This window comes from Robiginitalea marina (assembly GCF_024006985.1).
Classification (GTDB): domain Bacteria; phylum Bacteroidota; class Bacteroidia; order Flavobacteriales; family Flavobacteriaceae; genus Robiginitalea; species Robiginitalea marina.
This window is the reverse complement of the sequence record NZ_JAMXIB010000001.1, coordinates 559619-577733: the sequence shown is the minus strand read 5'-3', so window position 1 is coordinate 577733 and position 18115 is coordinate 559619. Positions and strand designations below refer to the sequence as shown.

The 18115-nt window shown below is 55.0% G+C and carries 17 protein-coding genes and 1 other RNA gene; 6 read left to right on the top strand and 12 right to left on the bottom strand.

Annotated elements, in window-relative coordinates; all coding sequences use genetic code 11:
- The first annotated feature begins 22 nt into the window (after positions 1-22).
- The gene (locus NG653_RS02525) at positions 23-772 is read left to right on the top strand and encodes a DUF6503 family protein (RefSeq protein ID WP_252740083.1); all 750 of its coding nucleotides are present in this window, start codon (positions 23-25) and stop codon (positions 770-772) included.
- Here NG653_RS02525 and NG653_RS02520 read toward each other — a convergent pair.
- Positions 750-1295, bottom strand: coding sequence for a SixA phosphatase family protein (locus NG653_RS02520; protein ID WP_252740082.1), 546 nt, complete (start codon positions 1293-1295; stop codon positions 750-752). The genes NG653_RS02525 and NG653_RS02520 overlap by 23 nt on opposite strands.
- A 92-nt stretch (positions 1296-1387) precedes the next feature.
- Between NG653_RS02520 and NG653_RS02515 the strand changes: the two genes are divergently transcribed.
- Entirely contained in the window at positions 1388-2911 is a 1524-nt protein-coding gene (locus NG653_RS02515; RefSeq protein ID WP_252740081.1) for a PorP/SprF family type IX secretion system membrane protein, read from the top strand.
- A 9-nt stretch (positions 2912-2920) separates the two neighbouring features.
- On the opposite strand, the gene NG653_RS02510 is transcribed toward NG653_RS02515, so the two are convergent.
- Both NG653_RS02510 and clpB read right to left on the bottom strand, forming a co-directional pair.
- Positions 2921-3517, bottom strand: coding sequence for a TetR family transcriptional regulator C-terminal domain-containing protein (locus tag NG653_RS02510; RefSeq protein WP_252740080.1), 597 nt, complete (start codon positions 3515-3517; stop codon positions 2921-2923).
- 116 nt (positions 3518-3633) lie between these two features.
- Positions 3634-6234 (bottom strand): ATP-dependent chaperone ClpB, encoded by a 2601-nt coding sequence (gene clpB / locus NG653_RS02505; RefSeq protein ID WP_252740079.1) that lies wholly within the window; start codon positions 6232-6234, stop codon positions 3634-3636.
- A gap of 142 nt (positions 6235-6376) precedes the next feature.
- On the opposite strand from clpB, the gene ytxJ reads away from it, so the two are divergent.
- On the top strand, positions 6377-6787 hold the full coding sequence (ytxJ, locus tag NG653_RS02500; RefSeq protein WP_252740078.1) for a bacillithiol system redox-active protein YtxJ: 411 nt from the start codon (positions 6377-6379) through the stop codon (positions 6785-6787).
- A 13-nt stretch (positions 6788-6800) separates the two neighbouring features.
- On the opposite strand, the gene NG653_RS02495 is transcribed toward ytxJ, so the two are convergent.
- Together NG653_RS02495 and fahA are read right to left on the bottom strand one after the other, a co-directional pair.
- Positions 6801-7988, bottom strand: a complete 1188-nt coding sequence (locus NG653_RS02495; RefSeq protein WP_252740077.1) for a hypothetical protein — start codon at positions 7986-7988, stop codon at positions 6801-6803.
- A gap of 112 nt (positions 7989-8100) precedes the next feature.
- The gene (gene fahA, locus NG653_RS02490) at positions 8101-9396 is read right to left on the bottom strand and encodes a fumarylacetoacetase (RefSeq protein WP_252740076.1); all 1296 of its coding nucleotides are present in this window, start codon (positions 9394-9396) and stop codon (positions 8101-8103) included.
- Between the two features lie 108 nt (positions 9397-9504).
- Here fahA and glyA point away from each other — a divergent pair, with 108 nt between their 5' ends.
- The gene (gene glyA, locus NG653_RS02485; protein ID WP_252740075.1) at positions 9505-10779 is read left to right on the top strand and encodes a serine hydroxymethyltransferase; all 1275 of its coding nucleotides are present in this window, start codon (positions 9505-9507) and stop codon (positions 10777-10779) included.
- Positions 10780-10810: 31 nt separating this feature from the next.
- On the opposite strand, the gene NG653_RS02480 is transcribed toward glyA, so the two are convergent.
- The 7 genes from NG653_RS02480 to NG653_RS02450 all read right to left on the bottom strand — a co-directional run bounded on the left by NG653_RS02480 (position 10811) and on the right by NG653_RS02450 (position 16982).
- The gene (locus NG653_RS02480; RefSeq protein WP_252740074.1) at positions 10811-11449 is read right to left on the bottom strand and encodes a hypothetical protein; all 639 of its coding nucleotides are present in this window, start codon (positions 11447-11449) and stop codon (positions 10811-10813) included.
- 131 nt (positions 11450-11580) lie between these two features.
- The gene (locus NG653_RS02475; RefSeq protein WP_370281062.1) at positions 11581-12261 is read right to left on the bottom strand and encodes a response regulator; all 681 of its coding nucleotides are present in this window, start codon (positions 12259-12261) and stop codon (positions 11581-11583) included.
- On the bottom strand, positions 12258-14330 hold the full coding sequence (locus NG653_RS02470; RefSeq protein WP_252740073.1) for a tetratricopeptide repeat-containing sensor histidine kinase: 2073 nt from the start codon (positions 14328-14330) through the stop codon (positions 12258-12260). The genes NG653_RS02475 and NG653_RS02470 overlap by 4 nt, the downstream gene beginning before the upstream one ends.
- Positions 14331-14411: 81 nt before the next feature.
- On the bottom strand, positions 14412-14573 hold the full coding sequence (locus NG653_RS02465) for a hypothetical protein (protein ID WP_252740072.1): 162 nt from the start codon (positions 14571-14573) through the stop codon (positions 14412-14414).
- 134 nt (positions 14574-14707) lie between these two features.
- Positions 14708-15439 carry a LytR/AlgR family response regulator transcription factor gene (locus NG653_RS02460; protein ID WP_252740071.1) on the bottom strand — a complete coding sequence of 244 codons (732 nt, stop codon included), beginning with the start codon at positions 15437-15439 and terminating at the stop codon, positions 14708-14710.
- A gap of 134 nt (positions 15440-15573) precedes the next feature.
- A complete protein-coding gene (locus tag NG653_RS02455; RefSeq protein WP_252740070.1) occupies positions 15574-15963 on the bottom strand; it encodes an acyl-CoA thioesterase in 390 nt (129 codons plus the stop codon).
- Positions 15960-16982: a glutaminyl-peptide cyclotransferase gene (locus tag NG653_RS02450; protein ID WP_252740147.1), complete on the bottom strand. Its 1023-nt coding sequence runs from the start codon at positions 16980-16982 to the stop codon at positions 15960-15962. The genes NG653_RS02455 and NG653_RS02450 overlap by 4 nt, the downstream gene beginning before the upstream one ends.
- 136 nt (positions 16983-17118) lie before the next feature.
- Here NG653_RS02450 and ffs point away from each other — a divergent pair.
- Together ffs and NG653_RS02440 are read left to right on the top strand one after the other, a co-directional pair.
- An RNA gene (ffs, locus tag NG653_RS02445) (signal recognition particle sRNA small type) lies at positions 17119-17217 on the top strand.
- 73 nt (positions 17218-17290) lie between these two features.
- Positions 17291-18106: an SDR family oxidoreductase gene (locus NG653_RS02440; RefSeq protein ID WP_252740069.1), complete on the top strand. Its 816-nt coding sequence runs from the start codon at positions 17291-17293 to the stop codon at positions 18104-18106.
- The last annotated feature ends 9 nt before the right edge of the window (positions 18107-18115 follow it).

Below are 18115 nucleotides of genomic sequence, written 5' to 3'. Positions count from 1 at the left end.
CTTTGTACCAAATGTGTACAACATGAGAAAAGCCATTGTTTTTATCCTGATACTGCTGTCTGTCGGTTGCGGGGAAAAGCGACCTGAAACCCTGTCGGCCCAGGCCATCGTCGACCGGGCTATCGAAGCTGCCGGGGGCGACCTGTATGAGGGGAGCCGGGTCCGGTTTACGTTCCGGGACCGGCAATACGGGTATTACCGGGAAAATGGGCAGCGGGTGCTCATGCGGATCACTCCCACAGATACTGCCCGCATCGAAGATGTCCTTAGGGGAGGGACCTTTGAGCGCAAAATAGACGGGCAGCCCGTAACCCTGGCCGATTCCACGCAAAAAGCCGTTTCCGAAGCCGTGAATTCCGTGCATTATTTTGCCTATCTGCCGTATGGCCTGAACGATGCCGCCGTCAGGAAGGAATACCTGGGCAAGGTGCGCCTAAAGGGCTCCGAGTACCATAAAGTGAGGGTTACCTTCCGGGAGGAAGGCGGGGGGACCGATTTTGAAGATGTATTCGTCTACTGGTTCCATACCGGGAGCTTCCTGCCCGAATACCTGGCCTATGAATACCATACGAACGGGGGCGGCAAACGTTTTCGGGAGGCCTACAACGAGCGCCGTGCGGGGGGTATCCGCTTTGTGGACTACAAAAATTACAAGTACGAAGGTCCTTTGCCGGTAACGGCACTCGACAGCCTTTTTGAGAGGGGGGAACTGGAACTGCTTTCCCTGATCGAACTCCTGGACCTGGAAGTTATTCCGGGCAATTACAATTGAAATGCAGCCTGGTGACCGAGGGGTGCGAACCGACCAGGGTCACGATAAAAAGGCTTCCGTTGTCCTGGTCGTCCATGGAAGGGAAGCGCTCCTCCCCCAGGAGGCGGTTTACCAGTTCAGGGGTGGAATTGCTATGGCCCACCACGAGCACGTTTTTACCCCGGTTTTCCGCAAGGAAGGCCCCGGTGTCAAGCGTGGCCGGGTCGTAATACTGCACGGTAATGTCCTGTTTGACGGCTACCGGGGCCGCTGTCATGCTGGTCCTTTCGAAGTCGGTGGCATAGATGGCGTCCAAGCTGACCTCATCCAGAATCTCTGCCCAGTGCATGGCCCTTCCCAGTCCTTTCTGGTTCAATTCCGGATCAGAGTCCTCCGGATTCGTCCGGTCCTTTTCCGCATGCCGGATAAAATAAAAAGTGGTGACATCCGGGGAAGCCTCCTCAATCGTGACCGCGGGCTCCTCTTTGCAGGAGATAAGTGTTAACAGGCATATTCCGAAAAAAAAGGAGGGAAAAATTTTCATAGTTTTGTGCTTTACGTACATTACCCCACCCGAACGGGAAGCGGTCGCAAAGCAAATATAGCATTTCAAACCATTGTTTTAAAAAACCGGATATGGGCAAAAAAAGTTTTGCCGGTTTATTTTTTCTATTCGCTTCCGCGGCCTTTTCCCAGGCTTTGGACCTGCCGCCTGATTTTCGTCAGCACAACCTTACCGATTACAATGCCAACCTGTTCAGCCCCGTGCTTTCCCTCACTCAGGACCAGCAGCAGCGCCTGGCCCTTTGGACCCGATGGCAATGGCAATCGGTAGATGCAGACCCAACTACCCTTTACCTGAGTTACCTGCGACGGGAAAACAATGTGGCTTTCGGGGGCGGGTTCTTCCAGCATAATACAGGGTTGTTCCAGCAAAACGGGGGCGTCCTGAATTTCGCTTACCGGATCCCGGTGGGGGAAGGGTTTGGTATTGCCTTCGGACTTAACCTTTTCGGATACCAGCAGGAACTGGCCGATGACCGCCTGAACCCTTCGGATCCGATTCTGCCAATAGATAGGACCGTAAACGATTTTATCGTGCAAATGGCGCCTGCTTTGGAAGTCACCATCGAGCGCTTTGCCCTGGGCGTAGTGGCGGAAAACCTCTTTGACTACAACTTTACGGAAAGCCAGGCCGTGACCGAATCGGACCAGAAAACCGTTACCCTCATGGGGCGCTATGCCTTTCAGGTAGCTGAAAATGCGGCAGGCCAGGTCACAACCCTTGAACCCAGGGCGTATTATCGCCGAATCCCGGGTTTTGACAATCAGGTCGGTCTGAATGCTCTGTGGGCCGCGCCGACCTATTGGGCGCAGGCCGGATATAACAGTTACTATGGCCTCTCTGCAGGGGCCGGCATACGCCTGTTCCAGAAGGTATCCCTGGGCGGGCTTGTGGAGTTTGGTTCGGATGAGAGCCCCCTGGAAAGCGATACCTCCTTTGAGGTGGTGCTGGCCTTTTCCTTTGGCGGGAAGCAACCGGAGGCCCCGAAAGAAGCACCGCGGGAGGAACTTATCGTGAAGGGTGAGGACGACGCGGAAAAGGCCCGGGTGGCTGCCCAAATAGATGCCCAGGAAGAGGCTATCCGGCAGGCTGCCCTGCAAAGGGATTCCCTGGATGCCCGCGCCCGGGAGCAGGAGCTTGTGCTCCGGCAACGCCGGGATTCCATCAGGCAAATGCAGGAGGCAGCCCTCGCCCTGCGCCGCAATGAGGATTCCCTCCGTCAGCAGGCCGAAGCAGCCCTTGCCATGGAGCGCCGTAAAGACTCCCTCGATAAGGCAGCGGCGGCCCTCGCAGGGCGGGAGGCGAAAGTGGTCCCTGAGAAAGGCGAGAAGTATCAGGAAGTCAGCCGGGAAGAGGGACTGGAGCCAGGATTCTACCTGATAACCAATGTGTTCGGAACCAAAAAATACTACGACCTCTTTATGGAAAGGTTACAGGGTCGCGGGTTGGAACCCAAATCCTTCTACCGGAGCGCAAACCGGTTCAACTACGTTTACCTGGAGCGCTATGATACCATAGAGGAGGCCAGAAGGGCACGCGACAGCAAATTCAATGGAAGGTACCAGGGCGAACTCTGGATCTTCAGGGTCCGGTAAAGCCTGCCTTTATTTTTTGATTTCCCTTCGGATCAGGACCTCAAGGTATGCCATGGTGTTGTGCAGGTATTTGCGGTCAGTCATAATGCTGGCCATGGCTACAGCCCCCTGGATCATGGTGTAAAGTTGTCTGGCAAATTGCAGGGGGGGCACAGGCACCTTCATTTCCCCCTGCTTCACGCCGGTTTCCAGGACAAGCGCGATTTTTCCCTCGATGGTACGTGCCGTTTCCCGCGCAGCCGCAGAGAGGGTCCGGTGGTTGTGCAGGGCATCCATGCCGACATTCAGGACGGGGCATCCGCCCATATCCCTGGTAAAATGGTCGTAATGCCGGTAGAAATCCAGGAGGCGAAACAGCTTTTCCAGGGCGGTGCCTTCCCCTACCAACACGTCATCCAGGGCGCTGAGCAACCGGGTGCTGTTGTACTGGAAAGCGGCCAGGGCCAGGGCGTCCTTATTTTCAAAATTCCCGTATAAAGCCCCTTTGGTAAGGCCTGTGGCCCCGGTCAGGTCACTCATGCTGGTGCCCACGTACCCGTGGCGGTTGAACAGGGGGGCTACGGTTTCAATAATGTAGGCGGTGGTGCGTTCGGCCTTGGTGGTCATCAGGGGTGGATTTTTTACGAAGATAAAAAATAAGATACTGTGCGGTATAAGCGCCGGCAAAAAAGAACCCCGGGCCGCAAACGGCACCGGGGTTTTCAAGTTTTGCAAGGGCAGGCTTATTCCACCAGTTCATCCTGGTTCCTGAACACCAGTTCGTCATCGAAGCAATCGATCAGCACGATGCTCTCCGGATGGATGCTGCCACTGAGGATTTCTTTTGAAAGGGCGTTGAGCACCTCCCGTTGCAGCGTCCGCTTGATCGGGCGGGCCCCATATTGGGGATCAAATCCTTTTTTCGCCAGGTACCCAATGGCCTCTTCCGTGGCATCGATGGTGATATGCTGGCGGGCCAGCATCTTTTTCAGCGACTCCAGTTGCAGGCGCACCACTTCTCGGATGGCCTCCCGGTCGAGGGGGGTGAACATGATGATATCGTCGATCCGGTTCAGGAACTCAGGGCGGATCGACTTGCGCAGCAAGGCCAGTACCTCGTCCCGTGCCGCTTCGGAGGCCTGCTCCATATCGTTATATTCCTCGAATTTTTCCTGGATGATATGGCTGCCCATATTGCTGGTCATAATGATGATCGTATTCTTGAAATCGGCCAGCCTGCCTTTGTTGTCCGTCAGGCGTCCCTCATCGAGCACCTGCAGGAGGATGTTGAAGGTATCGGGGTGGGCTTTTTCGATTTCATCGAGCAGCACTACGGAATAGGGCTTGCGCCGCACAGCTTCGGTCAGCTGGCCGCCTTCGTCATACCCCACGTATCCCGGAGGGGCCCCAACCAGGCGGCTTACAGCGTGGCGTTCCTGGTATTCGCTCATATCAATCCGGGTAAGGGCGTTTTCATCGTCAAAAAGGTAGGCCGCAAGGGTTTTGGCCAACTCGGTCTTCCCCACCCCGGTAGTCCCCAGGAAAAGGAACGAACCAATAGGCTTTTTCGGGTCCTGCAGCCCGGCCCTGCTTCGCCGGATGGCATCGGAAACCGCCTGAATGGCCTCTTCCTGGCCCACGACCCTCTGGTGGAGCACATCCTCGAGCTTCAGCAGTTTTTCCCGCTCGCTCTGCAGCATTTTGTTCACCGGGATCCCGGTCCATTTGGCCACCACCTCTGCAATATCCTCTGCGGTTACTTCTTCCTTTATCAGGGTACCGGTCCGCTGTTGCTCGGCCAGTTCCCCCTGCAGTTTTTCAAGCCTTGCCTGGGCTTCTTTTATCTTTCCATAGCGCAACTCAGCCACCGTGCCGTAATCGCCATTGCGCTCTGCCCGCTCTGCCTCGAGCTTAAAGTCCTCAATATCTTGTTTCGTCTTCTGGATGGCATCCACCACCCCTTTTTCACTTTCCCACTGGGCAAAGATGGAGGCACGCTCTTCCTTGAGGTTCGCCAGGTCCACATTTAGCGCCTTCAGCTTGGTGTGGTCGTTTTCCCTTTTGATGGCCTCTATCTCAATCTCCAGTTGCATGATTTTCCGATCCAGCATGTCGAGTTCTTCCGGTTTGGAATTGATTTCCATCCGCAACCTGGCCGCTGCTTCATCCATCAGGTCAATGGCCTTGTCGGGGAGGAACCGGTTGGTGATGTAGCGTTGGGATAGTTCCACCGCCGCAATCACGGCTTCATCCTTGATCTGTACCTTGTGGTGGGTTTCGTACTTTTCCTTCAGGCCCCTCAGGATCGAAATGGCGCTCTCCGTATCGGGTTCATCCACGGTGATCTTCTGGAACCGGCGCTCCAGGGCCTTGTCCTGTTCAAAATATTTCTGGTATTCATCGAGCGTAGTGGCCCCTATGGCTCTGAGTTCCCCGCGGGCCAGGGCAGGTTTCAGGATGTTTGCGGCATCCATCGCCCCCTGTCCTCCGCCAGCCCCGACCAGGGTATGGATCTCGTCGATGAAAAGGACGATATTCCCCTCTGAGGACGTCACCTCCTTGATCACGGATTTCAGCCGTTCCTCGAACTCCCCCTTATATTTAGCCCCGGCAATCAGGGCTCCCATATCCAGGGAATAAATGACTTTGTCCCTGAGGTTTTCCGGTACGTCCCCCTGGATGATACGGTGGGCCAGGCCCTCCGCAATGGCGGTTTTCCCGGTACCGGGTTCCCCCACCAGCATCGGGTTGTTTTTGGTGCGCCTCGATAAGATCTGGAGGATCCTTCGGATTTCCTCATCCCGCCCGATTACCGGGTCCAGCTTTCCGCTGTCTGCCAGTTTGTTCAGGTTCCGGGCATACTTCTCCAGGGCATTGTAGGTTTCTTCCGCACTCTGGGAAGTTACCCTGTCCCCCTTCCGGAGGGCCTGGATGGCGGCCTTCAGGTCCTTTTCGGTCACCCCCTGGTCCTTGAGGATCCTGGCAATCCTGCTTTTGGAATTAAAAATCGCCAAAAGCAGATGCTCAATGGAAACAAAGTCATCGGACATGTTCCGGGCAACGATGGAGGCCTCGTTGAGCGTCTTCCCGGCCTCGCTCGAAAACATGAGATTTCCACCCGAGACCTTCGGGAAACTCTGGAATTCCTTTTCAAGGATTTGCCCCACAAGGGCTTCATTCACGTTCAGTTTTTTGAGCAGGAACGGCAATACGTTCTCGTCCACCATGGAAATCGCCTTGTAAAGGTGTTCGTTTTCCACCTGGGCATGACCGAGCTCCTGGGCGAGTTGCTGTGCCTGTTGCAGGGCTTCCTGCGCCTTAATGGTAAAATTATTGATGTTCATGACCCCTTAGTTTTTTATCTTTGGATATGCACTTTTATCCAATTCGGTCAATAACCTTACCAAGCTGCGGGGACAGACAACCTGGCAGCAAAATCCCTAAAAAACAAGACAATACGTCAGAGAAAATTAAGAGCAACCGCTTATGATCCAACACCTCCAATCCCTGTTTGGTGGCAGGGAACCCAATAGGCAATCGGCCCGCCAGGAGTTTCCCTGGAAGCCGCTTGAGGCTTCCCAAACCCTCGAAAACCTTATGGAATCGAGCCACGTGCGGCCCCAGGTGATTTTTAAGCATTCCACTTCCTGTGGGTTGAGCGCCATGATGCTGAAGCGGTTTGAAAACCAGTGGGACCAGGCCAGGGACCGGGCCGATTTTTATTTCCTGGACCTGATCCGGTACAGGGGGGTCTCAAACCTGGTAGCCGACCGGCTCAATGTATGGCACCAGTCGCCCCAGGTGCTGCTCCTGGAAGGGGGGGAAGTACGGCTCGCGGCCTCCCATGGGGAAATCGGAGACGTGGTGCCGGGCGAGGGACTAAAAAACCCGGCCTGAGCCGGGTTTTACATCAGTTGAACCGTTGACGGGTCATGATATTTTTTAGCCGGTTTTTGAGGTCTTCCCCGGCAAGGAAGACCATTTCTTCATTGGAAGGGAAGGGCACGGCTGCCAGGTCCAGCAAGGCGACCAGGTCATTGTCCAGGGCGCGCCGGTCCCCGTCAAAGTTGGCATAAACATGCTGGAATACGTATTGGCTCGACAGGGGGTACTGGTTAAGGGGCTGACGGCTCCGCAGGTCCACAAAATTGACGGTTCCCATTACCTCCACCATTTTTTGCTGGGTAAACTGGTAGAAATTGCAGCGCACCGTCCTTAACCGGTCTACTTCAATGCGGTTCCCCAGGCTGTCGCGCACTACATTCCCATCCCGGTCGCGCAGGAATTCGGTTCCGTCTGCAACCTGGCGCTCCTTGATCAGCTGCTTTTCCGAAACCTGCTCCGGTGAAATGAGGATCTCCCGGAAGGCCAGTTGCATCTCATAGTCGTAATCTACCTCATCCAGGGGGTTGGTGTGGTATTCGGTCCAAAGGTCGTTCAGGCCATAGGTATTGAAATTCAGCAGGTCGGCTTCGAGGCGTTCGGGAATGATCTGACGGGTATCGTTGATCATCTGCACCCGCACGTAGTCTAATCCGTTGCGGTAGGCCCGGTCCATCTGCTCCCTGGTATCGGCATACCCCGGGTTGATTTCATTCAGATAGCGGAAATCTTCGTATGCCTTGCGGAACTCCCCTTTTTGGGTGGCCTGTTCCAGCAGGTTGGAGGCATTGTCATAAAGGTAGGCCGACAGGTCCTGCTTTACCGACAGGATTTCCCGGTCGTATTCCCGGAAGGCGAAACGGGCTTCCCGGTTTTCTTCATATACCGGCAGCGGAAGCAAGGGGCGGATGCGGTTTTGCACCTCCTTCAGGCCGGTGTATTTGCGGTAGATGCGCTCCAGGTTCGCCGGGTTGCCCTCTTTTTCGAGGAAATTGATTTCCCGGAGTTCCGATTCCACAAATTTTCCATAGGCATCCTCCAGCAACACCACATAAGGCTGGTTGCCCCTTTTGGTTTTGTTGCCGGCCAGTTCCCGGATGGACTTGTCTATGGCTTGTCCGAAATTCCCCGTATTCAGGGCTTCCTGCGTTTTCTTTACCCCCCCGCACGAGATGAGCAAGGCCAGGGCGAGGGCTTGAAGGAATGCGTTTTTCATGGTTGATCACTTTAGGGGTTTGGCATAACCCATCCAACGGATGTGCCAAAACCGATCACCACTAAAACGAAAATCGACCGGATATCGTATATCCCCGACCAAATGCAAAGGGTTATCCCGGGAACGTTTCCGCTGGGAGGGCGGGCAGGAGTTGGGTGCTCACCTCCCCGAAACCGATGCGAAGCCCGTCCTTTTTACAATGCCCTTTCATCACAACCGTATCCCTGTCTTCCACAAAGGTACGGCGCTCACCGCCCTCCAAAACCAGGGGCTTGCTGCCCATCCAGGCGAGTTCCAGGAGGGAGCCATAGGAATCAGGCGTGGGCCCGGAGATGGTACCGCTTCCCATCATATCGCCGCTGTTGACTTTGCAGCCATTTACGGTATGGTGGGCCAATTGCTGGGCCATGGTCCAGTACATGTATTTGAAGTTGGAACGCGAAATGGTGTTTGCGGCCCCGCCTTCGGGGATCAGCTCCACCTCAAGATGGATATCGAAGCTTCCCGGACCCGGTTGCCTCAGGTAGGGCAGGGGCAGGGGATCCTGCTTCGGGCTTGGGACCCGGAAGGGTTCCAGGGCGTCCAGGGTTACGATCCAGGGGGAAACGGAAGAGGCAAAATTCTTTGCCAGAAAGGGCCCCAGGGGCACGTATTCCCACTTTTGGATATCGCGGGCACTCCAGTCATTGAAAAGGATAAGTCCAAAGATGTATTCTTCAGCCTCCGCAATCGGGATCGGTTCCCCGAGTTTATTGGCGTCCGTGGTAATGAAGGCCATTTCCAGCTCAAAGTCCACCCTTTTCGAAGGGCCGAAGACCGGGGTTCCGGATTCCCCCGGGTGGGTTTGGCCGTAGGGCCGTCGGATGGGGGTGCCGCTGGGCACGATGCTTGAACTCCTTCCGTGGTATCCTACAGGGATGTGGAGCCAGTTCGGGAGCAGCGCATTTTCCGGGTCGCGGAACATTTTTCCCACGTTGGTGGCGTGCTCCCTGCTCGAGTAAAAATCTGTATAATCCCCTATTTGTACGGGCAGCTGCATCTCGATTTCATCGAGGTCAAAAAGGATGATTTTTTTGTGTTCCTCGTGGTGCTGCAGTTCCCGGTTGTTGCGGTCGAAGAGCTCGGCGATCCGGTTCCGCACCAGCCTCCAGGTCTTTTTTCCGTCGGAGATGAAATCGTTAAGGGAATCCTGAAGGAAAATATCATCAGTCAGCGGGATTTCGTTGAAATACCCCAGTTGGTGGAGGGCCCCAAGGTCAATGGCCGTATTCCCGATACGGGTCCCGATAGTGATTACATCGTCCCGGGTCAGGAATACCCCGAAAGGGATGTTTTGTATGGGAAAATCAGATTCCGGCGGTACCGGAAGCCATGACTTCCGGCTGGGATCATTGGCTTTTATGGACATGGAATTTGTTAATTGACGTTTGATAAAATCCTGACCAAATATATCATTTTATCTGGTTTAACCCGAGGCAATTTGTACTTTTACCCGACTTAAAACCCGTCCGCAAGCATGGAAAGAGACCATCAGATATTTGACCTGATCGAAGCCGAAAAACAACGCCAGATCAATGGCGTTGAACTTATTGCCTCTGAAAATTTTGCAAGCCCGCAGGTTATGGAGGCCTCAGGTTCCGTGCTGACCAACAAATATGCGGAGGGGTACCCGGGTAAGCGGTATTACGGTGGCTGTGAAGTGGTGGACCAGGTGGAACAGATAGCCATTGACCGGGCCAAGGCGCTCTTTGGGGCCGTGTATGCCAATGTGCAGCCCCATTCCGGGTCCCAGGCCAATGCCGCCGTGTATCAGGCCATCCTCAAGCCCGGGGATACCATCCTTGGATTCGACCTTTCCCATGGGGGCCACCTAACCCACGGCTCCCCGGTAAACTTTTCCGGAAAGCTTTACAGGCCTGTCTTTTACGGGGTCGACCGGCAAACCGGGCGCCTCGATTACGACCAGATTGAGGCCCTGGCCAAAAAGGAAAACCCCAGACTGATCATTGCAGGGGCCTCGGCCTATTCCAGGGATATCGATTACCGCCGGTTCAGGGAAATCGCGGACCGGGCCGGTGCCTTCCTGCTGGCCGATATCGCCCACCCGGCCGGGCTGATCGCCAAGGGTATCCTGAATGACCCGGTGCCCCATTGCCATTTTGTAACCACCACCACCCACAAAACCCTTAGGGGCCCAAGGGGAGGGTTGATCCTGATGGGGGAGGATTTTGAAAACCCCTTTGGGCAGCGCCTGAAGTCCGGGGCCCTGAAGCGCATGTCGTCCCTGATTGACCTGGCGGTCTTTCCCGGGAACCAGGGCGGCCCCCTGGAGCATATCATTGCGGCCAAGGCAATTGCCTTTGGGGAGGCCCTTACGGATGGATTCCTGCATTATATGGTGCAGGTTCAGAAAAATGCCGCTGCGATGGCCCGGGCCTTTGTCGACCGGGGCTACCACATCATCTCCGGGGGTACCGACAACCACATGATGCTGATCGATCTCAGGAACAAGGGGATTACCGGGAAAGAGGCCGAAAAGGTCCTGGTAAGGGCAGACATTACTGCTAACAAAAACATGGTGCCTTTCGACGACCAATCGCCCTTTGTTACCTCGGGCATCCGTTTCGGGGTGGCAGCCGTAACCACCCGCGGGTTAAAGGAAGGGGATATGGCGAAGATCGTCACATGGATAGACCGCATTTTGCAGGATCCGGATTCGGAGGCAGCCGCTGCCGAGGTCAGGAAGGAAGTAAACGCCTTCATGGGCGGGCTTCCCCTGTTTGCGGGCTAAGCCCCCTGCCGGGCGCAACCCGGTTGGTGCCTCAGCCGAGGTTAAGGCTTAGGTCGCCCTCTACTTCCCGCATCAGGCATGAATCAAAAATCAGGGGTTCTTCCTTTTTTTCGCAATATATGGCCCAATAGCGAATGGGGTCATCTGAAAGCCCGGGGGTGTTTTTTCGATTGGCCAACCGTACCGGGGCATATATTTCAACAGGCCTTCCTTCAGCGCGGTCCCAAACCCTGGCATCCTGCAGGCCGAGGAGATGCAAGAGGGGGTAGAAGTCCTTTTGGACCCCTTCGGCCCGAATCTTTTGCAATACCAGGAGGGTGTCTGCACATTGTAATGAAAGCTCCTCCATTACGAGTTTAAGGCCACTCCGCTGTTCCAGCTCCCGGTGGAGGGACCCAAGGTTCCTGCATTCGGCCCCGTTTCCACCTTCGATCCGCTGATGCCCCCAGCAGCCGTTGCCATAGGCATCCAGCACCTCCCTTATGCTCAGGGGGCATTCAAGGGAGATGGTAAAGCTTGCGGACGACTTGCTTATGGCGGTACACTCCACCCGGGCCCGGGCATAAAACAGGCGCTCCAGGGAGCGGGTGAATTCATCCAGCCCATGAAGGTGGAGGGGGGTCCGTATGCCTGGTGCAAGAAGCCTTGGGAACATGAGGGAATCGCGCATAGCCTTCAGGATTAGCAATCTTTATTCAAAATTAGGCCTAATCCGGAAGGCGGGGTTATAGGAAAACCATAAAAGTTTTATGGTTTTTGTAAGAATTTACTTAAAATATCCCCGGGACTACGGGGCCGGTTTCAGAGGAATCCCCGCCTGCGCGCCTCTGCAATCAGGGCCTGGTCGTTTTGCTTTTCGATGCCGAAGAGCGCTTTTATCTGTCGTTTCCGATTTTCAATCGAGGGCAGGGAAAGGGAAATATGTTCCACCATGTCTTTGGTTTTGGTACCCTGGGAAAGGCAATACAGTATTTTCTTGTCGTTCTCATCGAGGTGGATGGTATTGGCCATTCGCTTCCGAATTGCGGTGAGTGCCCTTTGGGTATAGTAGGGTGGCGATTCCAGGACGGTTTCCACCATGGCCTGGAGCGAAGGCTGGTCGATTTCGGATTTCACCATATACCCTTCCGGGTCCACGCTTTGCATTACGCTGTTGATCCGGTAGTTATCGCTGAAGGAAGACATAAACACAATTCGCGTGTTCGGGGTGATTTTCCGCGCCAGGATTCCCAGTTCCTCACCGGATTTGGTGGGTCCGCTTTCTCCCTGCGACAACTGGATGTCGAGCAGGAGGATGCGGTAGGGAAGCCCGCGGGTACTCTGCTCCAGTTTGGTTTTGGCTTCCTCAAAGGTTTTTGCGGTATCGAGGTCGACCCGAAACCCCTTGAAAGCAGTGTCTTCCAGGATATACTTATACCCCAGGGTGGTCATCTCGTGGTCATCCACAGCAAGTATCCGTACTATTTGATCCGTCTCCATCATCCCGTTTCAAGTGTTTCAGTATTCCTGTATTTCCAGGAAGGATGGCTGCCTGCCAGGGGGTTTGCTCCCGGCCATGGCAGCAGCACCGAAAGCGTTGTCCCCTTTCCGGGTGCTGACGATACCTTCAGCTTGCCTCCGATGGCCCTAACCCGCGACTGGATATTTTTTAGGCCTATGCCCTTTCTGGCCAGCCTCGGGTTGAAGCCTTTGCCATCGTCCCTGACATGGATCTCCAGATGGGTGCTGTCGCCTTCCATCTGGAGGGTCACTTCCGAGGCGCTGGCGTGCTTTACCACGTTCTGCAGGCTTTCCTGGATTACCCGGTACAGGTTGATCTTCACCTCGCCAGGAAGGGCGTCCCAGTCAACATCCTGGTTGTACTGGCAATTAAAGTGCAGGCCCGATCCCAGGGAAATTTCTTCTGCCAACTCAGTAAGCGAATGGGTAAAATTATGGATTTTACGGTAAACCGCATTGCTCAACTCGTGGGATATCCCCCGAATATCCTCCTGCAGGCCCTGAAGCTTTTCTATGGCTTTGGTCCTCATGGAGAGGGAAGCCGGGTCTGATTTCCCGTTAAGCCCCAGGAGCACCATCCGTATGCCGTTCAATTCCCCCAGGACCCCGTCGTGCAACTCTTCGGATATGCGTTTTTGCACCTTTTGTTTTTCCTGTTCGATTTTCTCATTCTGGGCCAGCATCAGGTTGAAAATTTCCTGGTTTACCGCCTGTTGCTGCTGCTGGAACCGCAGTTTCTGGTTCCGGATGCGCTGCAGGATAATCACCACGGCCGCTGCCCCGAGCAGGAAAACCCCCAGGGCGATGCCCACCCACAGGAGGAGCTGTTGCTCCAGGGCCTCATTCTGGGCGATGTATTGTTCGGTATTGTAGCGGATACGGGCAAACCGGTTTCTTTCGTCCCTTTCATTTTCCAGTAATTCCTGGTTCAGGGCTGCATACTGTTGAAAAAAATAGGGCGCCTCCTGAGGAACGATTTGGGCGGCAAGCGGATAGAGCTCCAGCAGCCGTTCCGGGCTATTGCTGGCTTCCGCATATCCAAGGGCCTGTTCCAGGTGGTTTTCAGCAAGGGAATCCCTGCCTTCGCCCTGGTATAGACGGGCCAGGTAGTAATGGGACGAAGCCAGATCCACAGCATTCCCTCCGGATTGCCTGATCGCCAGGGCCTCCAGGTAGGCCTTTTCAGCTTCCTGTATTCGACCCAAAGCATAGAGCGCCGTCGCCAGGTTGGTTTTGTAAAGGCTGAATTCACGCGGGTTTTTGTATTCTAAACTGTCATTTTCAATGGCTTGCCGATAGTATTCCGCCGCCAGTTGATAATTCCCTGAAGCCCGGTACACGTTCCCAAGGTTGTTGTAGAAGGCATACCATTCATTGGGACCTCCGTCAATTTCCCGGAGGTATCCCCTGGCCCGTTCAAAATAGTCCAGGGCCTCCGGGTACAACCCCTGGTCTTTCAGGTTGGTGCCTAACATGTGGTAACTGCGGAAGAGCCCTCTCTTATCCTCCTCAATACCCGAAATTCTGATGGCCTCCACCAGGTTGGCCTCCGCCCCGGCGTAATCCTTTAAGAGGTTCTGCATCGAGGCCATCTTCCGGTAGAGGGAAGCCGTGGAGGCGAGGTCTCCCCGGGCCTGGAGGAGGTCTTTGGCCAGGAAGTAATAGTAGTAGGCGCTGTCGCGCTGCAGGGTTTTTTCATGGTACCAGCCCAGGTCCCAGTAGGCGCTGCCCAGGGCCAGGGTATCCCGGAAGGAGCGGGCCACCAAACGGGCCTCGCGGTTGATGGCGAGAAAGAGGGAGTCATCCGTTAGGTCCACGGCGTGGTAGGAAAGCCGGGCCAGAACATGCGGGAACAGGGTGTCGGGCCAGAGGTGGTCCCGGTTGTCGAAAATCCGGCCGATCAGCTCCCTTTTGACCCTGTCTTCGGTGGAGGGGCGTTCAAGGCTGTCCTTCCACACCAGCAGTTGGCGCGATATCCCGGGTCCGGGCTGCTGGGCATGCGCAAAAAAGAAGGCAAGGCTTGCGGTAAGGATGTGGACCACTCTACCCATGGCACGCTGTATTTTACCTTTAAGATATAAAAAAGCCCCGAAGTCTGGGGCTCTTTTAAATAGGAATATCCCTTAAAAAAGTTATCCATTCCGACCATTTACTTGATGGTTATCATCTTCACCGGCCTGTACTTCCAGGTTGTACAGGGCTTCGGTATCCTCTACGGAAGTTTCGGCCTCGCAGGAGGCAAAGGTTCCGGCAAACAACAGGCAAATCGCGGCAATAGGGACTAATTTTTTCATCTTCATCAGGGTTTTGGTTGAACATTAACTGGTCCTAAACTACAATCCTTCAGAAGGTTTATTGCATGATTTCCAACGCGTTTAGCCAATGGTGCGCCTCTGCGAGGATTTGACAGGGTTTTGGGAGAATCTGGTCATGAATGCCCCAGGTAGGCTTTCTGGGTGAGGAGTTCCTTCAGGGCATCCACATTTTTCCGGTAACCCCGCGAGAACGGGAGCTCCGTACGGCCGCCCCGGAGGGTACACCGGTTTTTGCCATAGTGGATGCGCGAAACGTAATCGCAGTTCAGGATGTAGCTCTGGTGGATCCGCACAAAGTTTGGCGGGAGTTGCCCTTCAAAACTCTTCAGGGTTTTATAGGCACTTACCCGGCGCCCGTCGGCCAGCACAAAATCAGTAGCATTGTTGTCGGCTTGCAGGTAGAGGATATCGCGGGTGTTCAGGTACTGGTAATCCTTGTAAGACTGCAGGCAGATGGTAGTGGGCACTTCAGGCCTGGGCAGGCGTTTCTGGAGTTTCAATAGGGTCTTCCTGATTTCAAATTCCTCAAGGGGGAGGATCCAGTAATCGAAGAACTGGCTTTTAAGGGCATCATAGGCGTAGCTGTTGGTCGACGCCAGGGCCACCCCTGCCGGGAGTGCCTCGAGGTATTGTGCCAGTTCCCCCCACATCCGGAAGCATTCGGCAGCCTGCCCGTCGAGGTCCACAAAGACCACATCGGGCTTGAATTTCAGCAGGTTTTTCATGCCTTCCCCGGCGGTGGGGTCTACGGATACGCAATAGAAGGCATCGTGCTCTTGCATGAAATGCTGGAGTTGCAGGCTTGTGGCCGCATTGGAGGATATGATGCCATAGGCGTATTCCACAGGGTGCTGAAATATCTCCCAAGGTAGTGATCCCCTGTATTTTGCGGCTATATAAAAACCATAGAATATTTATGGTTTTCCTCATTCGCGCCTGTCCCCGCTGCAAGCGGGTATGCCCTGAAGGGGGTAGGTACCTATGTAAAAGCAAGCCGGATCTCCTCCGGCATGCGAACGGGCCTGTTGCCGGCCCGGTCGAGCAGGACCCATTCGGTGGAACAATCTGCAAGGCAAACCCCCGTAGCTTTCTCTGCGACCTCCACTACCCGGCGGCACAGGGCACCACGGGCTTCCGGCACAAAGGTGGATAGCCGCAGCACCATTCCTTCCAGGGCAGGGCGGTGGTAGGCAATGGAATGGCTTTTCACCACCCAAAGGTATTTTTCGTCCCACCCGGGAAGGGCGAGTTGCTCCCAGTGCTCCCCGGAGACCTCCTGCACCCACTCGAGGTACCGCACATTGTTTACATGTTGCAGCGCATCGAGGTCCCCTGCAGTTACCACCAGGTCTTTATGGTATTTTTTCATTCCCCTTTTTTCACGATCCTGACTTCGAAAAGCTTGTCCCAGTGCTTGCCCGTCACAAAGAAGGTCCCCCGTTGCCGATGGTAGGCAACCCCGTTGAAAACATCCAGTTCCCGGTGAGGGGTTACCTGGTCGCGGAGCCCCCCGAAGTTCACTACCCCCTCAATGGCCCCGGTTTGCGGATCGATGATCATCATGCTTTCTTTTTGCCAGACATTGGCATAGATCTTTCCCCCCGCGTATTCGAGCTCATTGGCTTTATTGAATATAGAACGGTCCGTTACGGTCTGAATAAAGCCTTCTTCCCTGAGGGTAACCGGGTTTAGGCGCCATATTTTCTCGGTACCGTCACTTTTGTAGATGCTTTGCCCGTCGTTGCAGAGCCCCCATCCTTCGCGACTTTGCCCGTAAGAAAAGGACCCTATGGGTTCCAGGCTTTCCCGGTCGTACAGGAAACCAATGCCTTCCTTCCAGGTGAGCATGGCAATGGTGTCTTTCCAGATGGTAATCCCCTCCCCGAAGTACTGTTTGTCGAGCGCGACCGACTTCAGAACCCTTCCGCTTCGGTAATCTACCTTCCTTAGGGTAGAAGCCCCCTTGCGTCCCGTGCTTTCGTAGAGCGTATCGCCATGGAATTCCAGTCCCTGTGTAAAGGCCCCCCGGTCGTGGGGGTATGTAGCTAAAACCTCATAGGAATAAACCTCCGGTTTCGTGTTCGCGAGCAGGAGGATGTCCTTTTCGAGCGTAATCCATTTTCCCCCGGAGCGGAACCGGGCCTGCAGGGTTTTGCTGCCCAGGGTTTGGGACGCAAGGGTGACCCGGTTACCCTCGGCCCGGAGGGGGGTGCCTTCCAGGAAGTAACTGAGGGAATCCACGCCAAGGCCCTCCAGGTTCTCGAGGCGCACGCCAATCTGCGCCCCGGCGGTAAACTTCCCCCCGCCTTCGTCGAGGACCAGGGAGAACTGCTTCGACGGGTCGGTTTCCCCGCAAGCCAGGAACAAATTTAAGAATGCCAATGCCACTGATGATTTCCAAAGACCCATTTGCCTGTTTTTTTTGCCTTGCCCGATGTAACGCAAACCGGGCTATTTGGTGCTTTGCTAAATTAAGGAGGTATTCGCTTTGTCCCAAACCCAAAAAAGGTCTTATATTTGCACGCGGCAAGTCCTACACGACCAGCTCCTGCAGAATCCCCCAGGGCGGGAACGCAGCAAGGGTAAGCGGTCGTAGCGGTGCGATGTAGGTAGCTTGCCGTTTTTTTTACCCCATTCTCAGAGGTACCCCTCCTGGCAGGCAGCAAAAACGCTGCTTTTTTCATTTCTTTGCAGGTATGGCGCATCACAGTGAAGTTGTTCTGATCACGGGCGGGGCTTCCGGCCTGGGAAAGGCCACGGGCCAGTACCTGGCTTCGCGCGGTTACCGGGTTTATGGAACTGCGCGCAGCCCTGAAAAATATCCCGGTTTTGACCTGTTCCCCCTGCTTCAGATGGATGTGCGGCAAAGCTCCTCCGTCGAGGCGGCTATTGCGGAACTTATCGGGCGGGAAGGCCGTGTCGATATACTGATCAACAATGCCGGAGTCGGTATTACGGGCCCGATCGAGGAGACTCCCGGGGAGGCTGTGGGGGATGCCTTCGAAACAAACTTTCACGGCCCGCTAAGGGTAATCCGCGCGGTTTTACCGCACATGCGTCAGCACCGGAAGGGCTTCATCCTGAATATCACCTCTGTGGCGGGCTACATGGGCCTTCCTTACCGGGGGTTTTATTCGGCCTCAAAAGGGGCCCTGGGGATCATTACCGAGGCCTACCGGATGGAAATCCGGGAATTCGGCATACGGATGGCTAACCTTGCCCCGGGGGACTTTGCTACCAACATTGCCGCCGGCAGATACCATTGCCCGATGCTCCAGGGCTCCCCTTACCGGGAGCCCTACGGGCGCACCCTCGACCTCATGGACCAACACGTGGCCTCGGGGAAAGACCCCGTGGTACTTGCCCGAAAAGTATACCAGATTCTGCAGCAGCGCCACCCGAAAGTGCATTATACGGCCGGCAGTTTCCTGCAGCGTCTGTCGTTGGTTCTGAAAAAAATCCTCCCCGACAAAATCTACGAACGCCTGTTGCTGAACCATTATAAATTGTAGTTTTGCCCG